The sequence below is a fragment of the Nocardioides sambongensis genome (assembly GCF_006494815.1).
GTDB classification, from domain to species: domain Bacteria; phylum Actinomycetota; class Actinomycetes; order Propionibacteriales; family Nocardioidaceae; genus Nocardioides; species Nocardioides sambongensis.
Genome location: NZ_CP041091.1, coordinates 3,044,012 through 3,067,762, shown reverse-complemented (window position 1 = coordinate 3,067,762; position 23,751 = coordinate 3,044,012). Strand labels below are relative to the sequence as shown.

At 72.2% G+C, this 23,751-nt stretch carries 20 protein-coding genes; 12 read left to right on the top strand and 8 right to left on the bottom strand.

Annotated features, from left to right (window positions below; translation table 11 throughout):
- The first annotated feature begins 54 nt into the window (after positions 1-54).
- The 5 genes from recC (at position 55) to FIV43_RS14395 (ending at position 9,453) form a co-directional block, all read left to right on the top strand.
- Positions 55-3,456, top strand: a complete 3,402-nt coding sequence (gene recC, locus FIV43_RS14410) for an exodeoxyribonuclease V subunit gamma (RefSeq protein WP_141014691.1) — start codon at positions 55-57, stop codon at positions 3,454-3,456.
- A complete protein-coding gene (locus tag FIV43_RS14405; RefSeq protein WP_141014690.1) occupies positions 3,453-6,503 on the top strand; it encodes a UvrD-helicase domain-containing protein in 3,051 nt (1,016 codons plus the stop codon). The genes recC and FIV43_RS14405 overlap by 4 nt, the downstream gene beginning before the upstream one ends.
- Entirely contained in the window at positions 6,500-6,871 is a 372-nt protein-coding gene (locus FIV43_RS22600; RefSeq protein ID WP_231123406.1) for a PDDEXK family nuclease, read from the top strand. The genes FIV43_RS14405 and FIV43_RS22600 overlap by 4 nt, the downstream gene beginning before the upstream one ends.
- Positions 6,868-8,682, top strand: a complete 1,815-nt coding sequence (gene recD, locus FIV43_RS14400; RefSeq protein ID WP_181407505.1) for an exodeoxyribonuclease V subunit alpha — start codon at positions 6,868-6,870, stop codon at positions 8,680-8,682. The genes FIV43_RS22600 and recD overlap by 4 nt, the downstream gene beginning before the upstream one ends.
- A 156-nt stretch (positions 8,683-8,838) precedes the next feature.
- Positions 8,839-9,453: an ACT domain-containing protein gene (locus tag FIV43_RS14395; protein ID WP_141014688.1), complete on the top strand. Its 615-nt coding sequence runs from the start codon at positions 8,839-8,841 to the stop codon at positions 9,451-9,453.
- 6 nt (positions 9,454-9,459) lie between these two features.
- Here FIV43_RS14395 and FIV43_RS14390 read toward each other — a convergent pair whose 3' ends face one another.
- Positions 9,460-9,906, bottom strand: coding sequence for a nitroreductase family deazaflavin-dependent oxidoreductase (locus FIV43_RS14390; RefSeq protein ID WP_141014687.1), 447 nt, complete (start codon positions 9,904-9,906; stop codon positions 9,460-9,462).
- Between the two features lie 68 nt (positions 9,907-9,974).
- On the opposite strand from FIV43_RS14390, the gene FIV43_RS14385 reads away from it, so the two are divergent.
- On the top strand, positions 9,975-10,919 hold the full coding sequence (locus tag FIV43_RS14385) for a 1,4-dihydroxy-2-naphthoyl-CoA synthase (RefSeq protein WP_141014686.1): 945 nt from the start codon (positions 9,975-9,977) through the stop codon (positions 10,917-10,919).
- 193 nt (positions 10,920-11,112) lie between these two features.
- On the opposite strand, the gene FIV43_RS14380 is transcribed toward FIV43_RS14385, so the two are convergent.
- Together FIV43_RS14380 and FIV43_RS14375 are read right to left on the bottom strand one after the other, a co-directional pair.
- Entirely contained in the window at positions 11,113-11,400 is a 288-nt protein-coding gene (locus FIV43_RS14380) for a TetR family transcriptional regulator C-terminal domain-containing protein (RefSeq protein WP_181407504.1), read from the bottom strand.
- Positions 11,397-11,729 (bottom strand): TetR/AcrR family transcriptional regulator, encoded by a 333-nt coding sequence (locus tag FIV43_RS14375; RefSeq protein ID WP_141014684.1) that lies wholly within the window; start codon positions 11,727-11,729, stop codon positions 11,397-11,399. The genes FIV43_RS14380 and FIV43_RS14375 overlap by 4 nt, the downstream gene beginning before the upstream one ends.
- 144 nt (positions 11,730-11,873) lie before the next feature.
- Here FIV43_RS14375 and FIV43_RS14370 point away from each other — a divergent pair, with 144 nt between their 5' ends.
- From FIV43_RS14370 to FIV43_RS14350, 5 genes are read left to right on the top strand one after another with little or no spacing between them, the layout of a single operon-like run.
- Positions 11,874-12,635 (top strand): crotonase/enoyl-CoA hydratase family protein, encoded by a 762-nt coding sequence (locus FIV43_RS14370; protein ID WP_231123405.1) that lies wholly within the window; start codon positions 11,874-11,876, stop codon positions 12,633-12,635.
- Between the two features lie 3 nt (positions 12,636-12,638).
- Positions 12,639-13,532, top strand: coding sequence for an SDR family NAD(P)-dependent oxidoreductase (locus FIV43_RS14365; RefSeq protein WP_141014683.1), 894 nt, complete (start codon positions 12,639-12,641; stop codon positions 13,530-13,532).
- A 37-nt stretch (positions 13,533-13,569) separates the two neighbouring features.
- Entirely contained in the window at positions 13,570-15,126 is a 1,557-nt protein-coding gene (locus FIV43_RS14360) for a class I adenylate-forming enzyme family protein (protein ID WP_141014682.1), read from the top strand.
- On the top strand, positions 15,123-15,551 hold the full coding sequence (locus FIV43_RS14355) for a Zn-ribbon domain-containing OB-fold protein (RefSeq protein ID WP_141014681.1): 429 nt from the start codon (positions 15,123-15,125) through the stop codon (positions 15,549-15,551). Before FIV43_RS14360 ends, FIV43_RS14355 begins: the two co-directional genes overlap by 4 nt.
- Entirely contained in the window at positions 15,548-16,693 is a 1,146-nt protein-coding gene (locus FIV43_RS14350; protein ID WP_141014680.1) for a thiolase family protein, read from the top strand. Before FIV43_RS14355 ends, FIV43_RS14350 begins: the two co-directional genes overlap by 4 nt.
- Positions 16,694-16,743: 50 nt before the next feature.
- Here FIV43_RS14350 and FIV43_RS14345 read toward each other — a convergent pair whose 3' ends face one another.
- A complete protein-coding gene (locus FIV43_RS14345) occupies positions 16,744-17,694 on the bottom strand; it encodes a DUF1214 domain-containing protein (RefSeq protein WP_181407503.1) in 951 nt (316 codons plus the stop codon).
- A gap of 201 nt (positions 17,695-17,895) precedes the next feature.
- Between FIV43_RS14345 and FIV43_RS14340 the strand changes: the two genes are divergently transcribed.
- The gene (locus tag FIV43_RS14340) at positions 17,896-19,083 is read left to right on the top strand and encodes an MFS transporter (RefSeq protein WP_141014678.1); all 1,188 of its coding nucleotides are present in this window, start codon (positions 17,896-17,898) and stop codon (positions 19,081-19,083) included.
- Between the two features lie 59 nt (positions 19,084-19,142).
- Here the strand turns inward: FIV43_RS14340 and FIV43_RS22595 are convergent, their stop codons facing one another.
- The 4 genes from FIV43_RS22595 to FIV43_RS14325 all read right to left on the bottom strand — a co-directional run bounded on the left by FIV43_RS22595 (position 19,143) and on the right by FIV43_RS14325 (position 23,661).
- A complete protein-coding gene (locus tag FIV43_RS22595) occupies positions 19,143-19,955 on the bottom strand; it encodes an alkyl sulfatase dimerization domain-containing protein (RefSeq protein WP_231123404.1) in 813 nt (270 codons plus the stop codon).
- A complete protein-coding gene (locus tag FIV43_RS22590) occupies positions 19,952-21,013 on the bottom strand; it encodes an alkyl/aryl-sulfatase (RefSeq protein WP_231123403.1) in 1,062 nt (353 codons plus the stop codon). The genes FIV43_RS22595 and FIV43_RS22590 overlap by 4 nt, the downstream gene beginning before the upstream one ends.
- A gap of 153 nt (positions 21,014-21,166) precedes the next feature.
- Positions 21,167-22,741 (bottom strand): ABC transporter permease, encoded by a 1,575-nt coding sequence (locus FIV43_RS14330; RefSeq protein ID WP_141014677.1) that lies wholly within the window; start codon positions 22,739-22,741, stop codon positions 21,167-21,169.
- On the bottom strand, positions 22,741-23,661 hold the full coding sequence (locus tag FIV43_RS14325) for an ABC transporter ATP-binding protein (protein ID WP_141014676.1): 921 nt from the start codon (positions 23,659-23,661) through the stop codon (positions 22,741-22,743). Before FIV43_RS14325 ends, FIV43_RS14330 begins: the two co-directional genes overlap by 1 nt.
- Positions 23,662-23,751: the final 90 nt, after the last annotated feature.

Sequence of the window (23,751 nt, the reverse complement as noted above, 5' to 3'; positions counted from 1 at the left end):
TGGTTCGCCGGATCTCGGCATTGGGTCGGGCGCGCTCGATAGCCTCGGCGGACGATGACCTTCCACCTGCACCGCGCCTGGCGGACCGACCAACTCGCCGACGAGCTCGGCGAGCTGCTCGCCGAGCCCCTGGCCGACCCCTTCGCAGAGGAGGTCGTGGTGGTGCCGGCCAAGGGCGTCGAGCGGTGGTTGACCCAGCGCCTCTCGCACCGGCTCGGCGTTGGACCGCGAGGGGGCGACGGCGTCTGTGCCGGCGTGCGGTTCCTGCACCCGGCCTCGCTGGTCGGGCTGCTGCTGGGTCGTGAGGCCGACGACCCGTGGCACCCGGACCGCCTGGTCTGGCCGCTGCTGGCAACCATCGACGCCTCGCTCGGCGAGCCCTGGTGCACCACGCTCGCCGCCCACCTCGGCCACGGCACCGACGGCGAGGAGGGCGAGATGCGGCGCAGCCGGCGCTGGGGCGTCGCCCGTCGGCTGGCCGGGCTCTACGCCGGCTACGCGGTGCAGCGACCCCAGCTGGTCGCCGACTGGCGGGAGGGGCGCGACACCGACGGGGTGGGGGGTGTGCTCGCCGCCGACCTGCGCTGGCAGGCCGAGCTCTGGCGCCGGCTGCTGCCGACCGTCGGAGGTGAGGCGCCCGACGAACGGCACCACCGGGTCTGCGCCCAGCTGCGCAGCGGAGAGGCCGGCGGCCTGGACCTCCCGGACCGGCTCTCCCTCTTCGGCCACACCCGCCTTCCGTCGACCGAGATCGAGCTGGTCCGGGCGCTCGCCGAGCACCGCGACGTCCACCTCTGGCTGGCCCAGCCCTCGCCCGACCTCTGGGACCGGGTGACCCGCGACTCCGGCACGCCGGCGGCGCGGGAGTCGGACACCTCCGCCGCGCTGGTCGATCACCCGCTGCTCGCCTCGCTGGGCCGCGACGCACGCGAGCTCGCCCAGGTGCTCGCGCCCGCCTCCTCGGCGACCACCTCCGCCGGCATCGCGGAGCCGCCGCTGCCCGACGACCTGCTGGGCTGGCTGCAGTCCGACCTGCGGGCCAACCGCTCCCCGGACCCGGACCGTCGCGCCGGTCGGCTGCTGGCCGCCGACGACGACTCCGTGCAGGTGCACGCCTGCCACGGCGCGGGCCGCCAGATCGACGTGCTGCGCGAGGTCCTGGTCGGGATGCTCGCCGACGACCCGACCCTCGAGCCGCGCGACATCGTGGTGATGTGCCCGGACATCGAGACCTACGCCCCGCTGATCTCGGCGGCGTTCGGACTCGGCGACATCCTCGGCCCCGAGTTGTTGGACGGCAACGGCGCGGACGCGCACCCGGCGCACGGCCTGCGGGTCCGGCTCGCCGACCGGTCCGCCGCCAGCACCAACCCCCTGCTCGCCGTCGCGGTGGCGCTCGTCGAGCTGGCCGGTGGCCGGGTGACCGCCTCGGAGGTGGTCGACCTGCTCTCCCGCGATCCGGTACGCCGCCGCTTCGCCTTCACCGACGACGAGCTGGCCCGGCTCACCCGCTGGGTCGCCGACGCCGGCATCCGGTGGGGCGTGGACGCCGCCGGGCGCGCCGCGTACCGGCTCGGCGGGTTCGAGCAGAACACCTGGCGCGCCGGGCTGGACCGGCTGCTGCTCGGCGTCGCGATGGGCGGCGACGACCACCGCCACCTGGGCCGGGGCCTGCCGGTCGACGACCTGGGCAGCGGTGAGATCGACCTGGTGGGGCGGTTCACCGAGGCGGTCACCCGGATCACCGCCACGGTGACCGCCCTGGGTTCCGCCGAGGAGGCGGACGACTGGTTCACCGCGATCGCCGACGGCGTACGGTCCCTCTGCGACGTCGACGTGGACGACGCCTGGCAGCTGCCGCAGTTCGAGCGGGAGCTCGCGCGGGCCCGCGCCGGTGCGGTCTCCGACGCCGCTGGGAGCGCCGACGAGGTCGGCGGGAGCGGCCCGCGGCTCCGCCTCGCCGACCTGCGAGCGCTGCTCGCCGCGCGACTGGCCGGCCGCCCCACCCGCGCCAACTTCCGCAGCGGCACGCTGACGGTGTGCACCATGGTGCCGATGCGGTCCGTGCCGCACCGCGTGGTCTGCCTGGTCGGCCTGGACGACGGTGTCTTCCCGCGCCATCCCTCACCGGACGGCGACGACGTGCTGAGTCGGGACCCCCAGGTCGGCGAGCGTGATCCGCGCAGCGAGGACCGCCAGCTGCTCCTCGACGCCGTGCTGGCGGCCCGCGACCGCCTGGTGATCACCTACGCCGGCGCCGGCGAGCACACCGGACAGGAGCGGCCCCCGGCCGTGCCCGTGGGTGAGCTCCTCGACGCCCTGGACCGGACGGCGGCGGCGCCGGTGCGCGAGCGGGTGCTCACCCGCCACCCGCTGCAGCCCTACGACGTGCGCAACCACCAGCCGGGGGCGCTGGTCCGGGAGGGCCCGTTCAGCTTCGACCGCTCCACGCTCGCCGGGGCCCGCGCCGCGGTGGGGCCCCGCAGCGCCCCCGCACCGTTCCTACCCGACGCCCTCCCACCGCGACCGCCGGGCGACGTGACGCTCGCCGAGCTCAAGCGGTTCTTCGGATCGCCGGTGCGGGACTTCCTGCGGCACCGGCTCGTGGTGTCCACGCCGTTCGAGCCCGATGACATCGCCGACGCGATGCCGGTCAGTCTCGACGGGCTCGACAAGTGGCAGATCGGGGACCGGCTGCTGCGGGCGGTGCTCGCGGCCGACGACCCCGCCACGGCGGGCCAGGCGGTGATGCTCGCCGAGCAGCTGCGCGGGACGCTGCCGCCGTTCGCGCTCGGCTACCGCACGCTGGACGAGGTGGTCGGGGAGTGCCAGCGCCTCCTCGCCAGGACCGCACCGCTGCGCGACGGCACCCCCCGCACCCTGGACGTGGACGTCGACCTCGGGGACGGACGCCGCCTCACCGGCACGGTGGCCAAGGTCCACGGCAACCAGGTGGTCAGCCTCACCTACTCGCGGCTGAAGCCGCGGCAGCGCCTGGAGGGCTGGCTCGACGTGCTGGCCCTCTCCGCGACCTACACCGACGAGAACTGGACCTCGCACGCCGTCGCCCGGGAGAAGGCCGGGCCGAAGCGGGCGCTGGCCGGCCCGGTGGACCACCGGGCGGTGGACTGGCTGCGCGACCTGGTCGACCTCTACGACGAGGGCCGGACGCGACCGCTGCCGCTCCCGGTCGCGACCGCCGCCGCGTGGGCCGAGGGCCACCACCGCGCCCGGTTCGGCGAGCCGATCGACCCCCACGCGCTCGCCTCGAAGGCCTGGGTCACCGATCCGCACAACGCCTACGGGATCGAGGGGGAGGACGCCGACCAGGCCCACCGCCGGGTCTACGGCGTCGCCGCGCCCCTGCAGGCCCTGCTGGACGCCGGGCTGCCCGACCTCGCCTGGCGGCTCTGGGAGCCCCTGCTCACCGGCGCGGAGAAGGTGGCCCCGCTGTGACCCCGCCCGCAGGTGAGATGACGCCGTTCGACATCCGCGGCCCGCTGCCCACCGGGACCACGCTGCTCGAGGCGAGCGCCGGCACCGGCAAGACCTGGACGATCGGGGCGCTGGTCGCCCGCTACGTCGCCGAGGAGGGCGTGCCGCTGGAGCAGATGCTCGTGGTCACCTTCGGCCGCGCGGCGAGCCAGGAGCTGCGCGAGCAGGTCCGACGCCAGCTGGTGGAGGCGGAGCGGGCGCTGGCCGACGACTCGACGCTGGCTCCCGAGCAGCACACGGACGTGATCGCGCTGCTGCTCGACGCCGACGAGCAGACCCGTCGGCTGCGCCACGCCCGGGTGGCGCGTGCGCTCGCCGACTTCGACGCCGCCACGATCGCGACCATCCACCAGTTCTGCTCCCTGGTGCTGGACTCCCTCGGCGTCGCCGGCGACACCGACGCCCGCGCCCGCCTGGTGGAGAACCTGGACGACCTCCTCGTCGAGGTGGTCGACGACCTCTACCTGCGCGCGTTCGCGCAGCTGCCCGAGGGCGAGAGTCCCGCGTTCGACCACGCCGAGGCGATGGCGATCGCTCGCACGGTCGCCGCCGACCCGCAGGCCCACCTCCAGCCGGACGGTGTGCCCCGCGAGGTTCCGGCCGGTCGCAAGGTCGCCTTCGCCCACGCCGTGCGCGCCGAGATGGCCAGCCGCAAGCGCCGGCTCGGGGTGCTCTCCTACGACGACCTGCTCAGCCAACTGGCGGTCGCCCTGGAGCCCGCGGACGCGCCCGCCCGGTCCCGGATGCGGTCGCGGTGGAGCATCGTCCTGGTCGACGAGTTCCAGGACACCGACCCGGTCCAATGGCAGGTCTTCGACCGGGCCTTCAACGGGCACGCCACGATGGTGCTGATCGGCGACCCGAAGCAGGCGATCTACGCCTTCCGTGGCGGCGACGTGGTCACCTACCTGGCCGCGGCCGCCACCGCCACCCGGCGGCAGACCCTCGCCGTCAACCGGCGCAGCGACGCCGGACTGGTCGACGCCACCCGCGCCCTGCTCGGCGGTGCGGAGCTCGGCGACCCGAGGATCGTGGTCCACGACGTGGCGGCCCACCACGCCGAGCCCCGCCTGCAGGGCGCTCCGCAGCCGGCGCCGTTCCGGCTGCGGGTGGTGCGCCGCGAGCAGTTCCGGCGCCGCGGAGACAGCGCGATCCCGGTCGGGGACGTGCGCCCCCACATCGCCCGCGACCTCGCCCTCGACATCCGTCGGCTGCTCGGATCGGGCGCCCGGTTCGAGGGACGGGCGCTGCGCCCCAACGACGTCGCGGTGATCTGCTACCGCCACCAGGACCTGGCCGCCTCCCGCGCCGCGCTCGCCGAGGTCGGCGTCCCGGCCGTGATCGCCGGCGGCGGCAGCGTCTTCGCCACCCCCGCCGCGTCGACCTGGCTGACCCTGCTGGAGGCGCTCGAGCAGCCGCACCGCGCGGCCCGGGTCCGCGCCGCCGCCCTCACCTGCTTCCTCGGCTACGACGCCGCCACCCTCGACGCCGGCGGCGACGAGCTCACCGACCGGATCGCCGACAGGTTGCGGTCCTGGGCCGACGCGCTGGGTCGTCGCGGCGTGGCTGCGGTGCTCGAGGCCGCCGGGTCCGGTGGGCTGCCGGCCCGACTCCTCGCCGAGACCGGGGGCGAGCGGACACTCACCGACCTGCGCCACATCGGTGAGGTGCTGCACGAGGTCGCGCAGACCGAGCACCTCGGGGTGGTGGCACTGCTGGGATGGCTGCGCCAACAGGTCCGGGAGGCACAGGAGGGTCGTGGCGCCGAGCGCACCCGGCGCCTCGACTCCGACGCCGCCGCGGTCCAGCTGGTCACCATCCACGCGAGCAAGGGCCTGCAGTATCCGGTGGTCTACCTGCCGTCGCTGGCCGACAGGTTCGTGCCCAAGCCGGACCGCCCGCTCTACCACGACGACAGCGGGCGGCGCTGCCTGGACGTCGGCGGCAGCACCGGACCCGACTGGCGTGACCACTGCGCCCGCTGGGAGGCCGAGGAGGCCGGCGAGTGGCTCCGCCTGCTCTACGTCGCACTCACCCGCGCCCAGAGTCAGGTCATCGCCTGGTGGGCGCCGACCAGGAACGCCGAGGCGTCGCCGCTGCACCGGATGCTGATGCGCGCCGCCGACGCCCACGGTCCGCTGCCGTCGGCGGCGCCCCGTCGCCCCGCGGTGCCGGACGACGACGAGATCGCGGCCCGCCTCACCGGGTGGCGCGACCGGGGCGGGCCGCAGCCGGAGGTGGCGAACCTGGACGACCAGGTCCCGGCCCTCCCGCAGACCCCGCGCCCGGAGCTGTCCGTGCGCACCTTCGGACGGTCGGTGGACGTCGCCTGGCGCCGGACCTCCTACAGCTCGCTGAGCGCGGTCGAGGTCGGTGCACCCGTCGGCGTCACCAGCGAGCCCGAGGTGATGGCCAAGGACGACGAGGCGGTCGATGCCGAGGTCGTCGTGCCGGCCGACGTCGACCCGGCGATCCCCGGGGACGTGCCGTCGCCGATGGCCGGGCTCCCGGTCGGCGCGACCTTCGGGTCGCTGGTGCACGCGGTGCTGGAGCACGCCGACCCCGCCGCCGACGACCTGCGGGCCGAGCTCGGCACGCACATCGCGGACCAGCTCGGCTGGTGGCCGGTGCCGGGGCTCGACGCCGACGAGCTCGCCACGGCCCTGGTCGCCGTGTGCGACACCCCGCTCGGGCCGATGCTCGGCGGACGGACGCTCCGCCAGATCGGACCTGCCGACCGGCTGTGCGAGCTCGACTTCGAGCTGCCACTGGCCGGCGGTGACCTCGCCCAGCGCGCCGGGGCGGCCGGAGCCGACCCGGACGTGCTGCTCGGCGACATCGCCGACCTGCTGCGCCGGCACCTGCCCGAGGACGACCCGGTCCGCGGATACGCCGACGCGCTGGCCGTGCCGGCGCTGGGCGCGCAGGTGCTGCGGGGGTATCTCACCGGCTCGGTCGACGTCGTGCTGCGGCTGCGCGACACCCCCGACGCGGCCCCCGCTACGTGATCGTCGACTACAAGACCAACTGGCTCGGACCCCGCGACGTCCCCGGGGGGCTCACCGCCGGTGCCTACGCGCCGAGCGCCCTGGACGCGGCGATGGGTCACTCCGACTATCCGCTGCAGGCGCTGCTGTATGCGGTCGTGCTGCACCGGTTCCTGCGCTGGCGACAGCCGGGCTACGACCCCGCGCTCCACTTCGGGGGAGTCGCCTACCTGTACCTGCGCGGCCTCAGCGGTCCCGAGACCCCGCAGATCGACGGTGCGCCGTGCGGCGTCTTCGCCTGGCACCCGCCGGCGGCGCTGGTCGCCGAGCTGTCCGACCTGCTGGACGGCGCCGCCCGGACGCCCGACCCGAGGGGAGATCGCCGATGAGCAGCGAGGTCGCGGGGACGGCCGAGCGGTCGACGTACGACGCGCGGGTGGCGGTGGGTGCCAGCGGGACCTTCGCCGCGCTGAACCTCGCCGGCGTGCTCGACGCCGCCGACATCCGGGTCGCGCAGCGGGTCGGGGCACTGGGCGAGGAGACGGACCAGTCGGTGCTGCTCGCCGTCGCGCTGGCGGTGCGGGCCGTCCGGCTCGGATCGGTCGGTGTCGACCTGCGCCGGGTCTGCGAGATCGCGCTCCCCGACGGGGTGGTGCTGCCCGACGCCGCGGAGTGGGTCGCCGCGGTGGAGGCCTCGCCGCTGACCGCCGCCGGGGTGATCCACCACGAGCTCGACCTGGTCAGCCTGGATCGCTACCACCGGCTGGAGCGCCAGGTCGCCGACGACCTCCTCACCCGGATGGCTGCGGACGCGCCGGCGGTGGACGCCGACGTGCTCGCCACGACCCGGCAGCGGGTGGCCGGGCCGCACTTCAGCGACGAGCAGGGCTCGGCGGTCGACCACGCCGTCCGGCACCGGACCACGGTGCTGACCGGCGGACCCGGCACCGGCAAGACCACCACGGTCGCGCGGATCGTGGTCGCGCTCGCCGACCAGTTCGCCGCCGAGCAGGTGCGCCGGCAGGGCGGCGAGCCGGTCGCCGGCGGCCGGCACTTCTCCGTTGCGCTGGCCGCCCCGACCGGCAAGGCCGCGACCCGCCTGCAGGAGGCCGTCAACGCCGAGCTGACGGCGCTCGGCATCGACTCCGCGGACGCCGGCCGCCCGGAGGCCAGCACCCTGCACCGGCTGCTGGGGTGGCGACCGGACAACACCACGCGCTTCGTGCACGACCGGTCCTACCGGCTCAAGCAGGACCTGATCGTGGTCGACGAGGCGTCGATGGTCGACCTGACGCTGATGGCGCGCCTGCTGGAGGCGGTGCGCCCCGAGACGCGCCTGGTCCTGGTCGGCGACCCCGGCCAGCTGACCTCCGTCGGCGCCGGCGCCGTGCTCTCCGACCTGGTGGCGGGGTTCGCCGACCACGCCGACTCGCCAGTGGTCGCACTGCAGCACAACCACCGCTCCACCGAGGAGATCAAGGCGCTCGCCCAGGCGCTGCGGGACGGCGACCCCGACGAGGTGCTGGCCGTGCTGCGCCGCGGCTCCGCCGAGGTGGAGTACGTCGAGACCGACGACCCCGCCGCGGTGCTGCGTCCGGCCTGCACCGCCGCTGCGGTCCGGGTGCACGCGGCCGCCACCGGGGAGGGGGCGCCGACGGCCCGGGCGGCGGCGGCCCTGGAGGCCTTGGAGGGCTTCCGGCTGCTCTGCGCCCACCGCCAGGGCCCGTACGGGGTGCGGCACTGGAACCGGCAGGTCGAGACCTGGCTGGCCGAGGAGCTGGGCCAGCCGCTGGGCGGGGTGTACTACCCCGGACGGCCGCTGCTGGTCACCGCGAACGACTACACGCTCGACGTCTACAACGGGGAGACCGGCGTGGTGGTGCTCGACGACGACGGACGCCGCCGCGCGTGGATCGCCGGGGTCGGCGCGCCACGCGCCTTCGCGCCGGGCCGGCTGGACGCGATCGACACGATGCACGCGATGACGATCCACAAGAGCCAGGGCAGTCAGGCGGAGACGGTCACCGTACTGCTGCCCGACGCCGACTCCCGGCTGCTCACCCGCGAGCTCTTCTACACCGCGGTCACCCGTGCGAAGAGCCGGCTGCGGGTGGTCGGCTCGGAGGAAGCGGTGCGTGCCGCCGTGGCGACCACCGCCCAGCGCGCGACCAGCCTCCGCCAGCGACTCCACCCCCGTTGAGTCGGGGTTTCGGGCCCGTCGAGTCGTGCCTTCGGGACCGTCGAGTCGGGGATTCGGGCCCGTTGAGCGGTGCCTTCGGGGCAGGTGCACCGGCTTCTCGGCCCCGATCGGTGAGCCCGAAACCCATCGGCAATCCCTGCGGGTTAGCGTGACACCATGCCGTTCTTGATGCGCGTCGAGCTACCCGACGTCCCCGGGTCGTTGGGTCGTGTGGCGACCGCGATCGGTGTCGCGGGCGGTGACATCGAGGCCATCGAGATCGTGGAGAAGCGGGCCAACGGCACCGCGCTCGACGACGTACTGCTGGAGATCCCGCAGAGCACCATGCCGGACTCGATCGTCTCGGCGTGCAACGCGCTGGAGGGGGTGCGGGTCCGGTTCATCAGCCACTACCCCTCCGGCGGCACGCTGGTGCTCGACCTGGAGGCGGTCGAGGACCTGACCGCCAATCCGGAGCAGGCCTACGACCGGCTGATCGACTTGCTGCCGGCGACCTTCCGCGTCGACTGGGGCGCCCGGCTGCACCGCGCCAAGGGCGTGGTGCACCGCACCAGTGCGGCGCCCGAGGACCTGGAGTTCCTGGAGATCGAGACACCCGAGCGCCTCGAGGTGCCCGACGACGAGAACACGCTGTACGCCGCTGCCCGGCTGGACGGCAACGAGATTGTGGTGGTCGGTCGCCGCGGCGGGCCCGAGTTCCTCGACTCGGAACTGGCCCGCCTCGGCCACCTCTGCGCGCTGACGGTGACCATCACCGACGCGAACAGCTGACCTGCGTCAGGCCTCGACCGGCTCCAGCACGAAGACCGGGATCTCGCGGTCGGTCTTCTCCTGATAGGAGGCGTACGTCGACCACGTGGCGACGGCGTGGTCCCACCACTTCGCGCGCTCCTCGCCGGTGACCAGGCGGGCGCGGTAGGACTTCGCCTCCGGACCGTCCTGCAGGTCGACCAGCGGGTGCTCGACGAAGTTGTCGTACCAGGCAGGGTTCTCCGGTGCGCCGCCCTTGGAGGCGACGGCCACGTAGACGCCGTCCTTCTCCACCCGCATCACCGGGTTCTTGCGCAGCTTGCCGGACTTGGCGCCGACCGAGGTGATCACCACGATCGGGTCATCGCCACCCTGGAGGGTGTTCGCCTCGCGGCCTCCGGAGGCCTCGTAGGCGGCCACCTGGTCGCGGACCCACTCCCACTGACTCGGTACGTACTCACCCTGAAGTGTCATGCCACCAGAACACCACGCGCGGGCGGGCTGTTCCAGTGCCGATGGCGCCATCATCTAGCGTTCGCCCCATGAGTGCGATCGACGGTGTCAGCGAGACCTTCGACCCGACCCAGTGGGACGCGGTCCCGGGGTTCGAGGACCTGACCGACCTGACCTACCACCGGGCCAAGGCGCACGGCACCGTCCGGATCGCCTTCGACCGCCCGGACGTGCTCAACGCGTTCCGCCCGCACACCGTCGACGAGCTGCTGCGCACCCTCGAGCACGCCCGCACCTCGGCCGACGTGGGCTGCGTGATCCTCACCGGCAACGGTCCCAGCGCGAAGAACGGCAAGTGGGCCTTCTGTACCGGCGGCGACCAGCGGATCCGCGGGAAGGCCGGCTACCAGTACGAGGACGTCGCCGCCGGAGCGGGCGACACCGGCGGCGAGGAGCCCAGCACGATCGACAAGGCGAAGCTGGCCCGGCTGCACATCCTGGAGTGCCAGCGGCTGATCCGGTTCATGCCGAAGGTGGTCGTGTGCGTGGTCCCGGGCTGGGCGGCCGGCGGCGGACACTCGCTGCACGTGGTCGCGGACCTGACCCTGGCCAGCGCCGAGCACGCGCAGTTCAAGCAGACCGACGCTGATGTGGGCTCGTTCGACGGTGGCTACGGGTCGGCGTACCTGGCCCGGCAGGTCGGGCAGAAGTTCGCCCGCGAGATCTTCTTCCTCGCCGAGACCTACTCGGCCGAGGACGGGGTCCGGATGGGCACCGTCAACCGGGCGGTGCCGCACGCCGAGCTCGAGGCGACCGCGCTGGAGTGGGGCCGGATGATCAACGGCAAGTCACCGACCGCGCAGCGGATGCTGAAGTACTCCTTCAACCTGATCGACGACGGTCTGGTCGGTCAGCAGCTCTTCGCCGGCGAGACCACCCGGCTGGCGTACATGACCGACGAGGCGCAGGAGGGACGGGACCAGTTCCTCGAGAAGCGCGAGCCCGACTGGAGCCCGTTCCCCTGGTACTACTGATCCCGCGCGTCTACTGGGCCCAGAGCGTTGCGGGCCCGTTGCGTCGGCCGGGCCAGGGCCTGCTGGTGAGACTGGCCGCGGCGGCGCGGCCTACCCGTTGCGCGTGCTCGATCGCCGGTTCGCCGCCCACGGTGTCGATGAGGCGATGATCGACACACACGGCCAGACGGCGGAACGGCCCGCTCGCCCCGGGTCAAGCGCGGGCAAGGCTGTGCCGCAGCGCTTGGTCGACCAGCGCAGCAGCCGCCTCCGCAGCCGCGTTCGGCGTCACGCTGTCGTCGACCATGAGCTGGACGAGGACTCCGCGCATGATGCCGGCGATCCCGATCGCGAGCGAGGGCAGATCTGCGTCCGGGTCTAGGTCTCCGTCGGTGATCGCGTGCGCGAGCATGCCCTCGATCAGCTGGCGCAGGGCGACGTTGTTCTCAGCTACCGCCGGCAGCAGGTCCGGTCCGGCCGTGGCGGCGTGCGTGATGATCACGTACATGGCGCGGGCGGGGCCGCGAGCCCCGGCTCCTCGCTGAGGTAGGTCCGGACGAGGTTGTCGATTGCTGCCAGGCCGCCCTGCCCGGGATCTCCGGCGAGCCGATCGATGACGGCCTCGCGGATGAAGGTCGTGACTTCGGCGATGCACTGCTCCTTGGAACCGAAGTGGTGGGTGACGAGACCGCGGCTCACCCCGGCGCGCTCGCCGATCGCGGCCAGGCTGGCACCCGCATACCCCCGCTCGGCCAGGAGGGTGATGGCCGCCTCAATCAATCGCCGGCGCGATTCGTTCGAACGCTCTGCCTGGGTACGCCGCTTCTCCACGGGGCCAACTCTAGTGCCGGCGCAGCTGCATCTCGCATTTACTTGCTTGGCGGACAGCAAGAATCTATGCTTGCAGTGTGACGCCGGCCACCGTGGCCGGCTACGAGCATCGATGGAGGAGCCGTGACTGAGGACGCCGAAGGCGTGATCCTGGCCGAGCGGATGGCCGACGGGCAGGTCCTGCTCATCACGATCAACCGTGAGGAGCGACGCAACGCGTTCGACGGCGCCACGTCCCGCGCGCTCGAGGCCGTTCTCGACGAGTTCGACGCCGACGACGCTCTGCGTGTCGCGATCCTGACCGGCGCAGGCCCCACGTTCAGTGCCGGACAGGACCTGAAGGCTGCCGCAGTCGGCGACATGGGAGTGACCGAGCGCCGTGGTGGATTCGGCATCATGGCCCAGCCGCCAGCCAAGCCGATCATCGCCGCCGTCGAGGGTGACGCGCTCGCAGGCGGTCTGGAACTGTGCCTCGCCTGCGACCTGGTCGTCGCCACGGAGGCCACGCGGATGGGGCTCCCGGAGGCTGCCAGGGCGCTGGTGGCCGTGGGTGGCGGACTGTTTCGGCTGCCGCGTCGAATCCCCTACAACGTCGCGATGGAGCTGGCCCTGACGGGCAAGTCCTTGCCGGCGGCGGACTTCCACCGGATGGGGCTGGTCAACCGGCTGGTTCCTGCCGGCAAGGCCGTCGAGTCTGCGCTCGAACTGGCTGCCGACATCGTCGCGGCGGGGCCGCTGGCCGTGCGTGCCAGCAAGGAGATCGTCCGCCACGCCTACGAGTGGGCGGACGACGAGGCCTGGGACAAGCAGATGGAGGTCGCCGGACCCGTCATCGCGTCCGAGGACACCCAAGAAGGAATTCGCGCGTTCATCGAGAAGCGTGCGCCGAAGTGGAAGGGCCGGTAACCCATGCTCACCAAACCGACGCTCAGCAGTTCACTGCTCGAGGGCCAGACCGCGATCGTCACCGGTGCCGGCAACGGCATCGGACGCGCGACGGCAGAGACGCTGGCAGCCAACGGGGCGAGAGTCGTCGTGGTCGACCTCGACGCCGACCTCGCAAGGGAGGTGGCGAGTGAGATCGGCGGCGGAGCGACCACGTTCGTTGGTGATCTCACCGACCCCTCGATGCCCGATCGGCTCATCGAGGAAGTCGCTGCGGCGGGCAATGGGATCGACATCATCGTCAACAGCGCCGGCTACTTCTGGGACGCTCCGATCCACAAGATGAGCGACGAGCAGTTCCAGGCAATGCTCGACATTCACCTGCTGGCGCCCTTCCGGATCTGCCGTGCTGCCGCCCCCTACTTCCGAGACGCGGGTCGCGCCGAGGCGAAGGAAGGGAGCGTCCGTCACCGCAAGGTCGTCAACGTCACCTCCCTGGCGGCCAGCTTCGGCAACCCCGGCGCTGGCAACTACGCCGCAGCGAAGGCGGGTCTGGTCGGCCTCACCAAGACGCTCGCCGTGGAGTGGGGCACGGCGAACGTCAACGTCAACGCCGTCGCCTTCGGGGTCATCCAGACCCGCTTCGGGGCTCCGCAGTCTGCCCAGCAATCGATCAAGGTCGGTGGGCGCGAGGTCCCGCTCGGGGTGCCGGACAAGACGCTGGAGGCGATGGGCTTCGATCCCACCGAGGAGCGCGACCTGTTCGCCCCGCGCCCCATGTTCGGCGCCGCCATGGGGCGCACCGGCACGATCACCGAGGCCGCCGACGCCATCCTCTGGCTCGCCTCGCCGCTGTCCAACTTCGTGACCGGTCAGGTCATCCCCGTCAGCGGCGGCGCCCGCGGCGGCCTCTCCTGACGCCGGTCCCCAGCACCATCGATCCCGAGGAGAAGAGATGCCTGAACTGACCCCGGCACCGGCGTTCGCGCCTGCCGACATCGACGCCGTTTGTGCCACCGAAGACGACCGGACCTTGACCTGGCGGGAATGGAACGTCCAGGCGGACAAGCTCGCCTCCTCGCTCGCGCAGCGGGGAGTGAGGGCCGGTGACCGCGTGGCGGTTCGCATGCACACCCGGTTGGAGTGGATGATCGTCTCCCTGGCGCTCGCCAAGCTCGGCGCGGTCATCGTCGCGGTCAACTACCGGCTCTCGCCGCCGGAGTCGCACTACATCGCCAGCGACTGCGAGGTCACCGCAGCCATCATCGACGACGCCGACCCGGCGACCCTCGTCGACGCGTGGGCCGACCTCGACCTCAGGGTCATCGTCTCGGTCGACGTGCCCGCCGAGGGAGCCGAACTGCTGGTCGACCTGATCGACGCCGGTGACCTCGAGGACCGTCCGGCCCAGCTGCTCGCTCCTCTCATCATCTACTCCTCGGGGACCACCGGTGCGCCGAAGGGCGCGCCGCTCGGCGGTTTCCAGACCGCCGTCGGCGACGAGGTACGTCTTGACTACGGGATGTCGGTCATGTTCGACATGGCGGCCGGCGGTCCTGGCAACAAGACCCTGATCAACTTGCCGATGCACCACGGTGCCGGACCGTCGTACACCCAGTTCGCCCTCCAATCCGGTGGCACGGTCGTCTTCCAGCGGCGTTTCGACGCTGAGGATGTGCTCGCGCTGATCGCCCGGCACGGCATCACCCACTGGATCTCCGTGCCCACGATGCTGCAGCGGATCCTCAAGCTGCCCGCCGAGGTCCGTGGCAAGTACGACGTGTCGACCATCCGCTACCTGCTCGGTGGTGCCGCACCGTTCAGCCAGGAGCTCAAGCAGGAGACCGTCGACCTCTTCGGCGACGTGATCTACGAGATCTACGGCGCCACGGAGGCCGGCATGATCGCCGGCGCCACCCCGGAGTTGCTCGCGGCGAAGCCCAGCGCCACCGGGATGCCCTTCCGGCAGGTCGAGGTGCGCGTGGTCGACGCTGATGGCAAGCCTGTCGGGGTCGGTGAGACCGGGGAGATCACCGTCAAGACTCCGAACGTCATCAGCGGCTACATCGGGCGGGGGCCGCTCGGTCCCGACAAGATCACCGAGGACGGCTTCTACCACACCGGCGACGTCGGTCACCTCGACGAGGACGGCGTCTTGTTCCTCTACGACCGGATCACCGACATGATCATCGCCGGCGGGGTCAACATCTACCCCGCCGAGACCGAGGCCGTCCTGGCCACGCATCCGGCTGTCGCCAACGTCGCCGTGATCGGTGTGCCCGACGAGGATCACGGCGAGCAGCCGCTGGCGTTCGTGCAGCCCGTGTCCGGCAGCTCCGTCGGCACCGAAGAGCTCTTCACCTTCCTGGACGGCAAGCTGGCCAAGTACAAGTGGCCGCGGGAGATCCGGTTCATCGACGAGATCCCTGTGAACTCGCTGGGCAAGAACCTCAAGCGCGTTCTGCGGGAGCCGTACCTGAAGAGCTCCGCTGCTCCGATCGGCACCCGATGAGCGCCCGCAACATCGCCTCCGCCGATCCGCTGCTGTACGACGTCGACGACTCGGGCGTCCCGACGCTCACCGGTCTGCGCGACTCCGCCGGCAATGTGTCCTTCCCGTTCCAGGACTACGGGTCCGAAGCGAACGGGGACCATGGGGACGCGATCACTCGCGTCGTCCTCGCCGGGGCGGGCACGATCTCGGCAGTCACCGACGTTCACGTCCACCCCGACCCGGCGGTGCCCACGCCGTACCGCTTGGCATCGGTTGTGCTCGATGAGGGACCGGTGGTGCGCGCCGTGCTGGTCGACGCCGCCGAGGCGTCGATCGGCACCCGGGTCCGGGCGATCACGGTCCCAGCCACTCGAGACGACATCCAGGTAGCCGAGCTCAGGTTCACCCCGACCTCCGCTGGCACCTCGCGGGAGGAAGCGTGAAGATCACCCTCGCCCAGCAACGCCCGGTCTACGTCGCAGGCGTCGGGTGGCACCGCTTCCAGAAGCCCGGACCGACGCCGTACGTCCAGCTCGGGCTGACCGCGGTCAGGCAGGCGCTCGGTGACGCGGGCCTGGGATGGCCACGCGTCGACAGCGCCTACACGGCGACAGCGATGCTCGGCATGGCCGCGTCCCGGCCGCTGCTGAAGCACCTCGGCGTGACCGGAATCCCGATGATGCAGGTCGAGAACGCCTCAGCGTCGGGCTCCTCGGCATTCCGGCTCGCCTGCCACGACGTGGCCGCAGGCACCAGCGACGTCTCTCTCGTGCTGGGCGTCGACAAGCTGCCGACCTCCTCCGGTGCCAGCAACGCCACCGGCGTGCCCTCGCTCGCTGCGGACTACGTGCCCCCGGTGGCGCACTTCGCGCTGCTGGCCGACGAGTACCTCGACCGAGCAGGAGCGAAGCCCGAGCATCTCGCAGCGGTCGCGGTGAAGAACTTCGCCAACGCCGCGCTCAACCCCAACGCCCAGCGCCCGAAGGCACGCAGCCCCCAGGAGGTGCTGGCCGGCCCACCGATCGCAGGCCCGCTCACCCGGCTTCAGTGCTGCCCGCTCGGTGAGGGGGCAGCGGCCGTCGTCGTCGTCTCCGACGACGCCATCGACGACCTCGGACTCGACCGGAGCCGGTGCGTGCGGGTCCTGTCGTCCTCGCTGCGCAGCGAGGAGCTGTACGGAGCCAAGAGCTTCGACGCGGAGCTGACTCGCGCGACGGTGGCCGACGCCTACGCCCAGGCCGGCATCGGGCCTGATGACCTCGACGTCGTCGAGCTGCACGATGCCTTCTCCATCGAGGAGCTGCAGTACATCGAGGCGATGGGCCTGGCTGAGGAGGGTCGAGCCGCCTTGTCCCTTGCCGCGGGCGAGTTCGACCTCGGCGGGCGGGTCGCCGTCAGCACTTCCGGCGGACTGCTCGGCTTCGGTCACCCGATCGGCCCGACCGGCGTCGCGCAGATCGGCGAGATCACCACCCAGCTCCGCGGCGAAGCCGGCGCCCGGCAACACCCCGGAGCCCGTACGGGGCTGGCCCACATGGTCGGGCTCGGCGCCGTCTGCGCCGTGCACGTCCTGCAGACCCCCTGAGGGCCGGGCAACCACGGGCACATCGACGCCCGTCCCACCCGGGGGTCAGCTCAGGCGGGTGCGATCGGCGTGGACCGCAGCTGCTCGATGAAGGCCCGGGTCTCGTCGACGTCACGGGGTCGGTAGAGCCGGATTCCGTAGAAGAACTCCTGGCCCTCGGTCGTCTCGATCACGTTCGCCCGGCCGGCGCAGCGCTCGTCCCCGAACCAGATCGTGATCGTCCCGTCGTCGTTGCGGGAGATGTCTGAGTCGGAGAGGCCGGGCCGGTCGACGTCGAGCCAGCCGGAGTCGTCGTACTTGATGACCGAGAAGTAGCCGTTGTGCTCGTAGTCCAGGGGCGGGACGGGGAAGGTCCAGGCGTCGCAGCCGGTGCTGGTGGTCCGGGCCTGGAAGTACTGCGCGTGCTGCGGGGGCAGCCCGCCCCAACCGAGCTCGGCGGCGAGGGCGTGTTGCTCGGGCGTGGTCGACTCCGGCGTGCCGAAGCCCTTGCTGAAGTCCGCCTCGGCGGCCCGCGCCTCGATCTTCTTGCGCATCTCGACCAGGCTGTCCTGGTCGTAGTTCGGGGCCACGTAGGGGTTGGCGGTCGCGGACTCGATGCGTCGCAGGTCCTGCAGCTCGTGGGCCCGGTCGATCCCGCCGTTGGTCGCGGTTCGGCCGAGGATGTAGACGTGGGTGCCGCTGGTCAGGTCGCTGTTGCGCAGGGTGAGGGTCTCGCCGGGGTAGACCACGCCGGCGACGTAGTGGTTCTCATCGATGATCTGGTCGATCTGGTACTCCTCGGACGGCGCGAGGGAGAACGTCGCCTGCTCGGTGACGTCGACCACCGCGTAGGAGTAGATCAGGTCCACGTTGGACCGGATGATCACCTGGTTCTCGACGTTCACCGGGACCCGGTTGTGGAAGTACTCGTTGACCGGAGCCTTCTGGAGCTGCTCGGTCAGGTAGTGGGCGGTCTCGGCACGGGCGAAGTTGTCCCAGTCGACCGTCTCGGGAGTGCTCATCCGGGTCCTCGCTGTCAGCTGCAGGTATCGGTGGGGGTGAAGAGATGGTGGCACCATGTCCGCCGAGGGTGACGGTAGCGGAACCGGCTGCGGTCCGGCTGTCGACCAGCGGGGAGAGGTGGACGTCGTGGCTGGCTCGATGCCCGGGGGACCCTGGTGAGGCCTCACAGCGGGGGTACGACGGCGGCGCCGGAGTGGTGGATGCTCTCGAACGTCGCGACGGGCGCGGCCACGGGATCGTTCCTGACCCTCCTGCTGCCGCCGTTCGTCACGAACGTCACCGGCGAGCCGTGGCGCGTGGGGGTGGTGTTCGCGGTGCTGAGCCTGGCCGCGGCCATCGGGCCGGTGGTGGGGTCGCTGGTCGACCGGACCCGGACGCACCGGGTCGCCTACACGTTGTCGCTGGTGGCGATGGCAGGTTCCTACGCTCTCCTCGCCGTCGACGCCGCCGTGGAGTGGTATTCACCGCTGTTCGGACTCCTCCTCGGAGCGGCGTGGGCAGCACAGGGCACGATCGGCCCGGCACTCATCGTCGGAGCCGGCGACCCGGCCGACGTCGCGGCGCGCCGGCTCACCCGCTTCAACCTCGCCTACCCGGTCGGCGTCCTGGTCGGGGCGGTGATCGTGGCGGTCGCGACGGAGCTCGCGTGGGCGGCGTCCTCGATCTTCCTGGTGTGCACCGTGGTGCTCGCCGCCGCAGCGCTGGTCACCTGGCTCACCACGCACGACGTGGCGTCCTCGATCAGGTCCGGGGAAGCGCCGGTGCCCGCGCGGGGGTCCCGCGACCACACCGCCCGGAGTCAGCTGACGGGCGTTGCCTTCGCGGGGTTCCTGGTCGTGGTCTTCGTCTCCTCCCTCGGCAGCAACGGACTGGTCAGCCAGCTCGCCAACGTCATGCCCGCCGTCTACGGGTTCACCGACACCGGCACCGCCCTGCTCGTGGGCCTCGCCGGCAGCCTGAACATCGCCACCCTGCTGATCGCCGGCCGCGTCCTGGCCCGCACGACCTCGCTGGAGGTGTTCACCGCCGGGACCCTCGTCCGTGGCCTCGGCGCGATGGCGATGGCCCTGGTCGGGCTCTTCACCACACCCGTCCTGGTCCTCGCCGCCCTCACGATGCTCATCACCTACCAAGGCATACCGATCCCGCGCCTGGCCGCACCGGACCTCGCCGCCCGCCTCGCGCACGGGTCACCGACACGCGCCAACGGGGCCTACTTCGCTGCCTCGGCGATCGGGTCCACCGTCGGTTGCGCTGCGGCCGGCATCGCCGCCGTCCACAGCTATCAGGGCGTGCTCTGGATCGCCGGCGCTGCGGGCATCGTGGCGTCGGCGATCGCGATCGCGTGGCTACGTCCCGCGGCGGCGCCGTCCCTCGTGTCGAGCTAGACGAGGAACCACCGCGGTCGGCGGCCACCGGTGGTGCCGGTGGCCGCCGACCGCTCCGGTCAGGGGACGACGATGTCGAAGTCCGGGTCGCCCGGGTCGAGTACGCCGAGCAGCGACTCCAGCACGCCGATGTCGCCGTCGACCTCGACACCGTCCGTCGAGGTGTCCCCGGCGAGCATCCCGAGCAGGCGTGGCTTGGTCAGCCTCAGGTGGAGCGCCGCTGCGTCCTCCGGCTCCCTCTCGAGATAGACCAGCACGCCGTTGCGCAGCGTCACGTGGAAGCTGCGGTCCAGGTCGGTGAAGGTGATGTCGAGGGCCAGGTCGAAGTCCCAGGCGCGGGGACCGTCGACGGTGATCGCGATCGCGTCGAACATCTGCTCCGGCGACAGCTGCGCCATGATCGTGGGCGAGTTCGCGGACAGCGGCGTCCCGAAGTTGCCCTCGCGGAGCTCGGTGGCTCCGGAGAGGAAGAAGTTGCGCCACGTGCCGTTCTCGGAGCCGTAGCCGAGCTGCTCCAGCGTGTCGGCGTACAGCGACCGGGCGGCGGCGTGGTCGGCGTCGGTGAAGACCGCGTAGTCCAGCAGCGTCGCGGCCCAACGGAAGTCGCCCGAGTCGTAGGCCTCCTGGGCGAGCTCGACGGTCCGGTCCAGGCCGCCGATGGCGGCGACGTGACGCTCGGCCAGGGCCTGCGGCGGGTGCGCCCACAAACGGGCCGGGTTGCCGTCGAACCAGCCCATGTAGCGCTGGTAGATCGCCTTCACGTTGTGGGAGACCGAGCCGTAGTAGCCGTGTGTGCTCCAGGTGTTGACGACCGCCGGCGGGAGCTCGATCACCTCGGCGATCTCCGCGCCGGTCATCCCCTTGTTGATCATCCGCAGGGTCTGGTCGTGCAGGTAGCCGTAGAGGTCTCGTTGGATGGCGAGGTGCGCGACGACCTTGTCGGTGCCCCACGTGGGCCAGTGGTGGGGGCGAAGAGCACGTCGGTCTTGTCGCCGAACAGGACGATGGCCTCGGTGAGGTACTGCGACCACACGTGCGGGTCGCGCACGACCGCGCCACGCAGGGTGAGCAGGTTGTGCAGGGTGTGGGTGGCGTTCTCGGCCATGCACAACGCCCGGAAGCCGGGGAAGTAGAGGTGCATCTCGCTGGGCGCCTCGGTGCCCGGCGCCATCTGGAACTCGATCTCGACCCCGTCGAAGGTGTGGGTCTCTCCGGTGGTGGTGATCAGGAGGGTCGGGACGATGATCCCCGGCTCCCCGGTCGAGGTGCTCTGGCCCAGACCGGCGCCGACCTGGCCCTGGGGGCCGCGCGCGAGCGTCGCGCCGTACATGTAGGCGGAGCGCCGCGACATCGCCGTCCCGGCGTAGACGTTCTCCGCGATGGCGTGCTCCAGGAATCCGTCCGGCGCGACGATCTGCACCTTCCCGTCATCCACCTCCTCCTGGCTGACCATCCCGAAGATGCCGCCGAAGTGATCGATGTGGGAGTGGGTGTAGACGACCGCCACGATCGGCCGATCGCCGCGGTGCTCCCGGTACAGCGCCAGCGCGGCCACCGCGGTCTCGGCGGTCAGCAGCGGGTCGACCACGACCACGCCGGTCTCCCCCTCGATGAACGAGACGACGGAGAGGTCGAAGCCGCGGACCTGGTAGAGGCCCTCGACGACCTGGTAGAGACCGTGCTTCGCCACCAGCTGTCCCTGACGCCACAGGCTGGGGTTCACCGACGTCGGCGCGTCGCCGGAGAGGAAGTCGAAGGTGGAAGCGTCCCAGACGACGTCCCCGTCGGCGTTCCGGACGGCCGGGTCGTCGAGCGTCGCGATGAACCCTCGGTCCGCGTCCTCGAAGTCCTCGACATCGGAGAAGGGGAAGGTTCGCAACAGCTCGGCGTGTGCCGACTCGATCGACGCGGTCGGTTCGTTCTGGTCCACTGCAGCTCCTGTTACGTCGTCGGCCCGCCCTGTCGGCGGCCGGAGAGGAAGGGCGCGCGCACCCTCCGTGCTCGACGCTAGGGACCTCGGTCGCGGGTGTCCACACCCCCGCCACACCGGGCCGATCCCCGAGGCTGCGCGGACCCGGGTGGCTCAGGTCGACGGGACCCGCCGTCGTCGGAACCCGACGCCGGCGGCCGCGCCGAGCACGACGGTGACCGCCGCCAGCCAGCCCAGCGCCGAGCCGTCCACGTCTCCCGCGGGCGGGTTGCCGACGTGGGTGAGCGGGGAGAGGTCGAGCACCCACTGATCCAGCTGGAGGCCCGAGCCGAGCAGGCCGATGAAGGCGACACCGGCGAAGAGCGCCCAGGCCAACCCGAAGGCCCGCGGGACGAACCCGTAGAGGGCAGCGGCCACCGCGGCCACGACGAGCTCGGCCGGCAGGTAGGCCAGGCCGGCCTGCAGCAGCGTCCCCAGATACCCCGACCGGCCGGTGGAGAGCGCGGTCGTCGCTCCGAAGACGAGTGCGGACAGTACGACGATCGCCACGAGCCCGGCGACGATGACGAGCATCCGGGCGGCGAACCAGCGCAGGCGGCCGGTGCTGCCGGCGAGCATCGGCTCCAGGCGTCCGGACGCCTCCTCGGCCCGCAGCGTCCCCACGGCCTGGACGACATACCCGCAGGCGACGAGCGCCAGGTAGACCTGGGTGAGGGCGAGGAACCCGTCGGCGGCGGTGTCCTGGTCGATCCCCATCGCCCTCGTCAGCGACGCGTTGCCCAGGATCGCGTCGACGACCTCCTGGGCGAGCGCGCCCATCACGCCGGCCAGGGCCAGCGACCCGATCAGCCAGCCCACCAGTTCCCCGGCCTGACCGCGCGCGGCGAGGCCGACCGGCCGGACCAGCAGCCGCGACGCGGCGGAGGCGCCGGGACCGGGCCGGTGCACGGCGGCGCCGAGGTCGCGTCGGCCCGCCAGCAGCACCGCGGTCCCGGCCAGGACGAGCGTGACGGCCGCCGGCACCAGCAGCACCCACCAGCGCTGGCTCGCGAAGGGCGCGGTCTTCTCCAGCCAGCCGAGTGGCGAGAGCCAGACCCAGAACGAGTCGTTGACATCCCCCACCCCGCGCAGCAGGTACGACGCCCCCAGCGCCGCGAAGCCCAGCGCGTGGACCCCACGACTGTGCAGCACCAGCTGGGCGCACACGGCGGCGAGGGCAGCGAAGACCAGGCTGACCGAGCCGAGTGCGAGGGAGTACAGCACCGCTGACCCCAGATCGATCCCGGCGGCCAGCAGCGCTGCGGTGAAGCCCAGCACCATCACCGCGATCGCGGCGACCACGAGGATCAGGGTGGCCAGCACCGGCGCCCGCCGGTCGATCCGCCCGGCCAGCAGCGCCTCGAGGCGGCCGGACTCCTCCTCGGCGCGGGTCATCGCCGCGACCAGGGCGATGCCGATCAGCGGCATCAGGAAGGAGGCGATGAAGCCGAACTCGTCCTGGATGATGCCGCCGAGGGTGTCGATGCCCTCGACCCGCCCGTTGATCGCGACGAGTGCGTCGCTCACCACCGCTTCGCCGTAGGACCTCACCTTGGCGGGGGTGTCGTAGAGCTGCGCGATCGACAGGGCGGTGAGGGCCATGCCGGCCACGGCGGCGGCGACCCAGACGGCCAGCCGCCGGCGCTGCGCCGGCCACAGGGTGCGCAACAGCAGGAGCGTGCCGGTCATCAGCCGGCGGCCTGCGTCTCGTCGTCGCGGTAGCGGCTGAGGAAGAGCGCGTCGAGACTGGGCGGCTCCACGGTCAGGCTGTGGATGCCGGCGGTGTGGACCAGGCCGATCGCACGGTCGAGCCCGGTCGGTGCGACGGTGAACCTGGTCTCGCGGCCCCCGTCGACCGCGCCGGTGGCGAGGTCGTCCACCCCGTCCAGGTCGGCGAGCCCCTCGATGCCGCGGGTGGTGATCGCGTGCACCGTGGTCCGGGTGTGCCGCCGTAGGTCGGCCAGCGAACCGGAGGTGACCGTCCTGCCCTTCCGGATGATGCTGACCCGGTCGGCCAGGGCCTCGACCTCGGAGAGGATGTGGCTGGAGAGCAGCACCGTCGCGCCCTCCGCGCACCGCTCCCGCACGACCTCCTGGAAGACCTGCTCCATCAGCGGGTCGAGCCCGGAGGTGGGCTCGTCGAGCACGATCAGGTCGACCTCGCCGGCCAGGGCGGCCACCAGCGCCACCTTCTGCCGGTTGCCCTTGGAGTAGTCGCGTGCGCGCTTGGTCGGGTCCAGGTCGAAACGCTCGACGAGAGCGTCGCGCCGTACCGGGTCGAGTCCGCCGTGGACCCCCGCCAGGATGTCGATGCACTGCCCGCCGGTGAGCCCGGCCCAGAGCGAGACGTCACCCGGGACGTAGGCCACGTCGCCGCGGAGCCGGGTGCCCTCGCGCCAGGGATCGCGACCGAACAGCGTGATCCGGCCGCCGTCGTGGCGCATCAGCCCCAGCAGGATCCGGATCGTGGTCGACTTCCCGGCCCCGTTGGGTCCGAGGAACCCGTGCACCTCACCCCGGCGCACGCTCAGGTCGAGGCCGTCCAGCGCGCGGAAGGTCCCGAACCTCTTGACCAGGCCCTCGGCGTCCACGATGTCGTCGGTCGTCATGCCTCTCCTCGCTTCCGCACCGACTCCGGGCCCGGTCGGCTGCGATCGCCGAGCATAGTGATCGGGGCGGCCCACGGGTTTGCGCAACTG